The organism is Sulfurimonas sp. (assembly GCF_041583195.1).
GTDB lineage: Bacteria > Campylobacterota > Campylobacteria > Campylobacterales > Sulfurimonadaceae > Sulfurimonas.
Map to the genome: position 1 here is coordinate 107,094 of NZ_JBFHGL010000008.1, position 7,938 is coordinate 115,031.

The window sequence follows — 7,938 nt, forward strand, 5'->3', positions numbered from 1 at the left end:
TTATTTTGACAGTAAATCTTTTAAACTTTTTTGAGGATCTTTACCCTCTAATACTTCATAAACCTCTTTAGCAATCGGCAGATAAAGATCTTTATGTTCAGATATCTCATGAAGTGCATAAGTTGTCCCTATACCCTCTGCAACTTCGCCTAGTTCAGTAAGGATCTCATCTTGGTTTTTCCCTTTTGCCAGACCAAGACCTACACGGAAATTTCTACTCATATTTGAACTTGCCGTTAAGAACAGATCACCTGCACCTCCAAGCCCTGTAAAAGTTTCCTCTCGTGCTCCATAAGCAAGACCGAAACGCTCCATCTCAACTAGCCCACGAGAGATGAGAGCTGCTGCGGCATTTTTTCCAAGACCTAAACCTTCACAAATTCCGGCTGCTATTGCTATAACGTTTTTATATGCACCTGCTATCTCAGCCCCTATTACATCAGTCGATGTATAGCTTTTAATAAAAGATGGAAACAACTCTGCAAAATCTCTTGCTAACTCTTCATTTAAAGAGTTTACGACAAGAGCTGTAGGAAGTGATTTTTGAACTTCGGCAGCGAATGACGGTCCAGATAAAAAGGCTATGTTTGAATCAGGCACGTAAGGCTTATAAATATCATTTAAAAAACGCCCGCTTGAAGCTTCGATCCCCTTAGCTACTACTAATATCTTTTGAGAGTTAAACTTGAAGTTTTTCTCAAGCCACGATGAGACTTGCTGAGCAGGAATAGCCATTATTAGGTATTCACACTTTAAAGCCTCTTCTAAAGTTACAAAATTTGGTAAATCGCGAGGTGTACGGGATGTTATAACTACGTCATTTTTTTCACTAAATGCGTAAGCTAATGCACTTCCCCACTTACCTGCTCCAATCACTCCAATTGACTTCACATCTACTCCCTATCAATGATTCAAATTCTATTATATCTTTATCATATCCTACAACTATTAGGATATCACCTGTTTTTATCTCTTTATGTTTTGCTTTTGATGAGTATATAAAACTAGAATCGACATCATCTTGCATAATTGAAAGAACAATAATTCCGTATTCCTCACCCCAATTAACATCAAAAGGATGTTTGCCTATAAAGTCTGCATCTTTTTCAACACATATCTGAGCAATTTTGAGATCACTTTTCTCATATAAAATACCGTGCATAACCTTCGTAACGATCGGTTTTCTAAGCATATCACTTATCATAGCAGCAGTAGTCTGGACAAGTGGTATAACCTTGTCAGCACCTGCTAAAGTAAGTTTGGTAGCTCCCTCTTTATTTTTACAAAAAGCTATAATTTTTAGATTTTTAAAACTTGATCTTAACGACAAAGTTAAAAAAATATTTTTTGCATCATCTTTTAAAACACAAAATGCTATCGAATTATCCATATCAAAACGTTCTTCAAGTTCATTCCAGTCATCACTCAAATCAAACTTATTTGATTCAGGATTATCATCTAAACTAAAAAGTTCTATATCATCATATTTAAAAGCTATACTCTTTTTTATCTCTAGTGAGTACTCATTATATCCAAATAAAAGTGCTGTTGCTTTTCTGTCTATTATTTGTTTCATCTAAAAATCTTCTTTTGGACTGCTCTTTTAAACTCACGAATAAAGAGTGAATTACCTATAACTACCAAATAGTCACCAAGGTCTATTGATGTGTCTTTTGGAGGATTAAATAAAAACTTGTCTTCTTCCTTTTTCCATATACCTAGTAGCACGACACGATATTTTTCATTTTCTAATTGATTTACCTGCTTTATATAACTGCTGATACGGTTAGTAACCAAAATTTCTTCCATATCTACACCTGAATACTCACTTCTAAGGGCATGTATAACTTCAAATGCAACTGGCTGACCTACAAATTCTTTTGCAATCATACCTACTAGATCTTTTGAGTATATTATTTCATTTGCACCGGCAATAGAGAGTTTATTTCTATGCATCTCATCCATTAAAAGTGACAATATATATACATCCTGATGCATTGAGCGAACGGTAAGAGTCGTATAAACATTTTCTACATCACTTTGACGAAGTGCTAAAACAGCTCTAACCTGTTTTGATATGTCTATATTTAATTTCTTATAACTTTCAACTTCTCCAGGATCAAAGTTAAGAGCTTCAAAGCCATCTTTTATAGCATTTTTAATCCGTCCTTCATCCTCATCCATAACTAAAATATCAAAGTTGTTGCTTCTAAGAATTTTTGCTACTTCACTAGCTATACCTTCATATCCACAGATAAGATAAAAAGATTTGTATTTAGAAACATTATCTATACTTTTCATCTCTTTCATCTCATCTAGTTTTTCACTAAAAGCAGATACAACAAGAGATGTTGAAAAAGCAAGTACAGCTATACCTGAAGTGATCACTAAAAGTGCAACTATTCGCCCTTCATTGGTAACAGCAGTTACATCTCCATAACCAACTGTAGATATTGTAACTATAGACCAGTAAAAAGCATCAAAAAGTGTATTAATAGGTGAAGATGGGTTGTTTGCCTCCATAACATATACTAAAACAGATGATACAAATATAATGATCGATGCAAACATTAATAGTGTAATAAATTCAAACTTCTTCGTAGCAAGAACAGATACAAAAGTCTGAAAACTCTTAGCATAACGGAAGAGTTTAAATACTCTAAATAGAATTAGAACTCTAAGAAGTCTTAATTGGTGAAAGAACGGTATAATTGCAAGAAGATCTATTATGGCTTTGATTGAAAGTACATATTTTAATTTATCTTTTGCTACATGAATAAAAAGCTTTTTGATGCTAAACTTTCTGTTTAACATCAAATTATGCTCGTTTTGATGTATTACAACTTTGCTTATACTACTGCTTACCCAAAATCTAAGAGAGTACTCTATTAGAAATATTATAGATATTACAATGTTGTTAAAACCGATCCAAAATTCATTAATATCGTGTTTAACGTCACGTATAAGGATATATACACTTAAAAATATAAGTGTGATCATAAAGCCGTCAAAATATTTTTTTAGTCTGTAACTATCGTTTTCTAGCAGATTGTAAAAAAACTTTTTTGTATTGTTGTATTTTTCAGATTCATCCAAAGCATAGGAGATGTTTATAATACCCTTGCTTAAGATATCCATTTTAAAATTACCCTAGTTTTGATTTTAAAATTTCGTTTACTGCTTGTGGGCTTGCAGTACCTTTACTTGCCTTCATAACCTGGCCGACAAAGAAACCAAACAGCTTCTCTTTTCCACCTTGATACTCTGCAACTTTTTCAGGATTAGCACCTATAATCTCATCACATATAGCTTCAATAGCACCCATATCTGTAACTTGTTTAAGTCCAAGTGCGTCTATAACACCATCAACGTCAAGGTTCTCTTCTACAAGCTTGTCAAGTACCTCTTTGGCAGCTTTACCGCTTATAGTCTGATCTTCTATACGTTTAACAAGAAGTCCTAGTTTCTTAGCATCTACATGACAGTTTGTAATTGTCATATCACCTTTTAGGCGACCTAGTAGCTCAACCGTTAGCCATGTAGCCGCATTTTTAGCGCTAATGCCTTCTTCCATCATAGTCTCGAAATACTCAGCCATCTCAACGCTTGATGTAATTACACCAGCATTGTACTCACTCATACCGTATTCTTTTACAAATCTATCACGCTTTTCATCAGGAAGTTCAGGTATTTTTGAGTATAACTCCATCATCTCATCAGTTACTACAGCTTTTAAAAGATCTGGTTCTGGGAAATATCTATAATCAGCAGCTTCCTCTTTACCACGCATAGAACGTGTTTCATTTTTGTCCTGATCATAAAGTCTAGTTTCTTGGAAGATCTCATCATCGTAAAGACCATCTTCCCAAGCATCAATCTGACGCTCTACTTCAACTTCGATCGCTTTATGGATAAATTTGAATGAGTTGATATTTTTAACCTCTACACGTGTGTAAAGCTTCTCATCACCCTTTGGACGGATAGATACATTAACGTCAACTCTAAATGAACCTTCTTGCATATTCGCATCACCAATATCTAGGTAACGAATAATTGAGTGAAGCTTTTTAAGGTAAAGAATAGCTTCTTCAGCACTACGCATATCAGGCTCACTAACGATCTCTAAAAGCGGAGTACCTGCACGATTTAAATCAACTTTTGATATCTCTCCGTCGTGGATGTTTTTACCAGCATCTGCTTCAATATGAGCACGATTTATACGGATAGTTTTATGAGTACCATCTTCAAAATCAATCTCTAATTCACCGTGTTCAACTACAGGAGTATAAAGCTGAGTGATCTGATAAGCAGATGGGCTGTCTGGATAGAAGTAAGATTTTCTGTCAAAATAAGATGTCTGATTTATTGTTGCGTCTATAGCCGTACCGAACATAATAGACTTGTGTAAAACTTCTTTGTTAAATACAGGAAGTGCACCAGGTAGTGCTAAACAAGTTGGACATGTATTTGTATTTTGTTTATGATTAAAACTCGTAGGACACGAGCAAAAAAGTTTAGTTTTAGTGTTTAGTTGTACATGGACTTCAAGTCCTATTACTACTTCAAACATATATTTCCTTAAAAGCGATTAGATAATTAGAGCGATTTTACCTAAACTTTGCTTTTAAAAATCATAAGCCGTTTTCTAATAACTTAAATCTATTTAGATACTACACGATTTTTTCCGGCTTGCTTAGCCTCATAAAGAGCTTGATCAGCCCTTTCAATCGTATCTTTAACAACATCTTCGTTAGACTTGTAAAGTGTTACACCAAAACTACAAGTTATTAATCCGACTTTTTCAAATAACTCGTTTTCAATTTTTTTTCTAATATTCTCTGCAATATTATATAAATCATCCAAAGAGCTTACATAACTAACCAGTAAAAATTCTTCACCACCCCATCTTATTAGTGTATCTTCCTGTCTAGTTACTAGTTCTATTATAGATACAATTTGTTTTAAAACTACATCCCCTACATTGTGTCCATACGTATCATTAATACTTTTAAAATTATCAATATCAAGTATAATTATTCCTAGCTGAACTTTTTTATACGATAGTTCCTGCAACCAAAGTTCTTTTCTACTATCAAAATAGTCTCTGTTATATGCACCAGTTAGTTTATCATGAACAACCCTTTCCATTAAAGAAAAATGCTCAGCCATAGTATCACTGATATTACTAAAAGACACTATATGGTTATTATCAAAATGACTTACAGAAACAAAAAATATATTTTGTTTACCTTTAAAATCACGCATAGCAACTATATGTTCTTTAAAAGGAAGTTTGTCAATCTCGTTTATCCACTCCTGTTCTTCATCAATTTTGCCCAAGTGAAAAAATCTATCATCTTTTTCAAAAAAATTACATATACAATCATTTTCTCTTCTAAATTCATCTATGGACTTATAACCAAAATAAACTAGAAGCTTTTTATTCGCATCTTTTATTTGTTTACCATCAGTTATAACTACAATAGAGTGCTGTGCATCTAAGATCTTTTGTGTTTTTAAAGAGAGCATTCTAAACTTGTTTTTTGATGAAAATTCTTTGTAGATATACATCAATACAAATAATATAGCTAATATGCCTGAGAATAAAAATATATTGTATAAATTATCTTGCTTACTCAGTTCATAACTATCTTTTTGAAGGATAATTGCCGCTACAACATTTTTCGTAACAGGATTTTTTAAAGGCATAAAAGTAAAAATAACATTCTCATCAGTTGACTGTATTGAAAACACTTCCCCATTAATGATTATATTACTAGCCTGTTCTATTTGTTTTATTGATAAGAGTTTTATATTTGTTTGTGTAAAAGAGTGTGCAAACTGGTTTTTTATACTTTTTTCATAAAGGTATCCTCTAAACGGACTTTGTTCATAATTTTTTTGTTCTTTTTTGAACACTTTATCTTTAACTACGTTCTCATTTATAATGAAACTAGCTTTTACATCGTGAACCTCAGCAAACTCTGTTGCTATTGCATATGCACTAAAAGAGATTTCTACACTACCTACATGTTCACTGTGATCTGAATATTTTTTTGAAAACAGCGGGTATACATGTCTGAAACCGTTAAATATACGACCCTCTTCAAAACCTTCTATCATAGTCTTGTTTTTATTAACCCATTCAACCGTAGATCTAACCCCAATTAAAGAATCACCGTACTTTTGTGGGCGGTGAAACCTTAAAAAACTATCGTTATTTCTTAAATGGAAATGTAATTGTCTTATCTCGTGTGTTTTAAAGTATTCATAATCTTTTACTAAAGCATCATATAGCTTTTTTCTAGCAATATCTTTCTGTTTTTCTCCCTCATAAGCAAAACTCAGTAAGTCTACTATTTTTGGTTTATTAATTATAGTGTTATATATAGTTTTAGCAACGGAGCTATATTGATGTTGAATAATATGGTAATCTTTTTTTATATTCTGATTATATTTCTGAAAGAAACTATCTCTTTTTTGTTCAAAATTCCATGTTAATGCTAAATAATATATAAATGATATAAAAATAAATATTGCACCAAATACTGCTATGCTTAATTTTGAATCTACCTCTATATTTATATTCTCTTTATTGGATATGAAATAGAAGAAAATAGCAGTTACTACAACGGTTAATAGTATAAAAAGGTTAATTGTAGATTTTATTGAATTAACAGCACTCATATCTATATCGTTTAAAGACTTGAACATTAAAAAGTTTGCCATTGGTTTTTTTGATGTGTCAAATAATGTATAGTTTATGACTATATAGTTTTTTTCCTTATCGATTATATAGTTCTTATATGGTGATATAAAATATCCTAAACCGTTTTTAGAAATATAATCAATTAGTTTTTTATCTGCATTATTGTTAGCAATATAGTTGTTGTTTGAATATAGTTTAGTAAAAGGATATGTTATTTGTTTTACATATTTTTCATTTACCAATATTACTGGTTCAAACTTCTTCTTCTCTATTTTTTTAGCAATTGAATTAAAGTGTGTAACTATCTCTATATAGCCTATATAGTTTGTTGTTTTATCATAGATTGGAACCATAGATTTAAAAGTCAAATCGTATCTTCCAATACTAATAGTTGAATTTATTCTAGGATTATTATTCATACTCCTTACATCTTCTCTTATAGATGCAAGATCATCACCATATCTATCTGTCCAACTTCTTGCTAAACTGATGCCGTTTCTGTTTATAATTTGAATCCACACATTTTTAAAATCAGTAGATTCCTGAAGTTCTTTTGAGTATCTTTTTAAAACATCTGTATTTTGATTCTGTTCAAGTAAAGCATTTTTTAATTCATCACTTTTTGAAAAAGATATAGCCATAGCCAGAGTGGCATTTTTCTTTTCTTGTATGAGCGTTGCAACTTCATTACTTAACGACTGAGCTATTAAATCATATTTTTTGGATGTATACTCACTTACTTTGTAATCTTTAAACTGATTACCGATCAAGAGTATCGCTATACTTAAAAGTACAAATACTAAAAATAAAATACGATTACTTTTCTTTGCCAATTTAAGCCTTTTACAATGCATAATTGCAATGTTTAAAATCAAGTATATAAGTATTATATAAAAATTTGTTTTGAGAAAAATAAAATATATGGGAATTTTGAAGATTTTTTAGATGGTGGGCACTACTGGACTCGAACCAGTGACATCTACCTTGTAAGGGTAGCGCTCTACCAACTGAGCTAAGCGCCCATCTAAATTAACACCGAGTTTGGCGACCCCTAAAGGATTTGAACCTCTGTTACTACCATGAAGTGATAGTGTCCTTGGCCACTAGACGAAAGGGTCACTTTTAGTATACAAAAGGTTGTCTACAATCATATGGCGCGGTGGACGAGACTCGAACTCGCGACCCCCTGCGTGACAGGCAGGTATTCTAACCAACTGAACTACCACCGC

General features: G+C 32.3%; 5 protein-coding genes and 3 tRNA genes. All 8 read right to left on the reverse strand.

Annotation, left to right across the window (positions count from 1 at the left end):
• A complete protein-coding gene (locus tag ABZA65_RS08710; protein ID WP_373072725.1) occupies window positions 1–891 on the reverse strand; it encodes an NAD(P)H-dependent glycerol-3-phosphate dehydrogenase in 891 nt (296 codons plus the stop codon).
• A complete protein-coding gene (locus tag ABZA65_RS08715) occupies window positions 860–1,576 on the reverse strand; it encodes an NAD-binding protein (protein WP_373072727.1) in 717 nt (238 codons plus the stop codon). The genes ABZA65_RS08710 and ABZA65_RS08715 overlap by 32 nt, the downstream gene beginning before the upstream one ends.
• Entirely contained in the window at window positions 1,573–3,138 is a 1,566-nt protein-coding gene (locus tag ABZA65_RS08720) for an ion transporter (RefSeq protein ID WP_373072730.1), read from the reverse strand. The genes ABZA65_RS08715 and ABZA65_RS08720 overlap by 4 nt, the downstream gene beginning before the upstream one ends.
• Before the next feature lie 7 nt (window positions 3,139–3,145).
• A complete protein-coding gene (gene gatB, locus ABZA65_RS08725; RefSeq protein WP_373072732.1) occupies window positions 3,146–4,570 on the reverse strand; it encodes an Asp-tRNA(Asn)/Glu-tRNA(Gln) amidotransferase subunit GatB in 1,425 nt (474 codons plus the stop codon).
• Window positions 4,571–4,659: 89 nt separating this feature from the next.
• Entirely contained in the window at window positions 4,660–7,542 is a 2,883-nt protein-coding gene (locus tag ABZA65_RS08730) for a diguanylate cyclase (RefSeq protein ID WP_373072734.1), read from the reverse strand.
• Window positions 7,543–7,655: 113 nt separating this feature from the next.
• A tRNA-Val gene (locus tag ABZA65_RS08735) sits at window positions 7,656–7,731 on the reverse strand.
• 20 nt (window positions 7,732–7,751) lie between these two features.
• Window positions 7,752–7,827 (reverse strand) — tRNA-Glu (locus tag ABZA65_RS08740).
• 34 nt (window positions 7,828–7,861) lie between these two features.
• Window positions 7,862–7,938, reverse strand: a tRNA-Asp gene (locus ABZA65_RS08745).

Bases quoted from the DNA above. Each gene is read 5' to 3' on its own strand.
- ABZA65_RS08715 (WP_373072727.1), bottom strand. From the start codon at position 1,576: ATGAAACAAATAATAGACAGAAAAGCAACAGCACTTTTATTTGGATAT.
- ABZA65_RS08720 (WP_373072730.1), bottom strand. From the start codon at position 3,138: ATGGATATCTTAAGCAAGGGTATTATAAACATCTCCTATGCTTTGGAT.
- gatB (WP_373072732.1), bottom strand. From the start codon at position 4,570: ATGTTTGAAGTAGTAATAGGACTTGAAGTCCATGTACAACTAAACACT.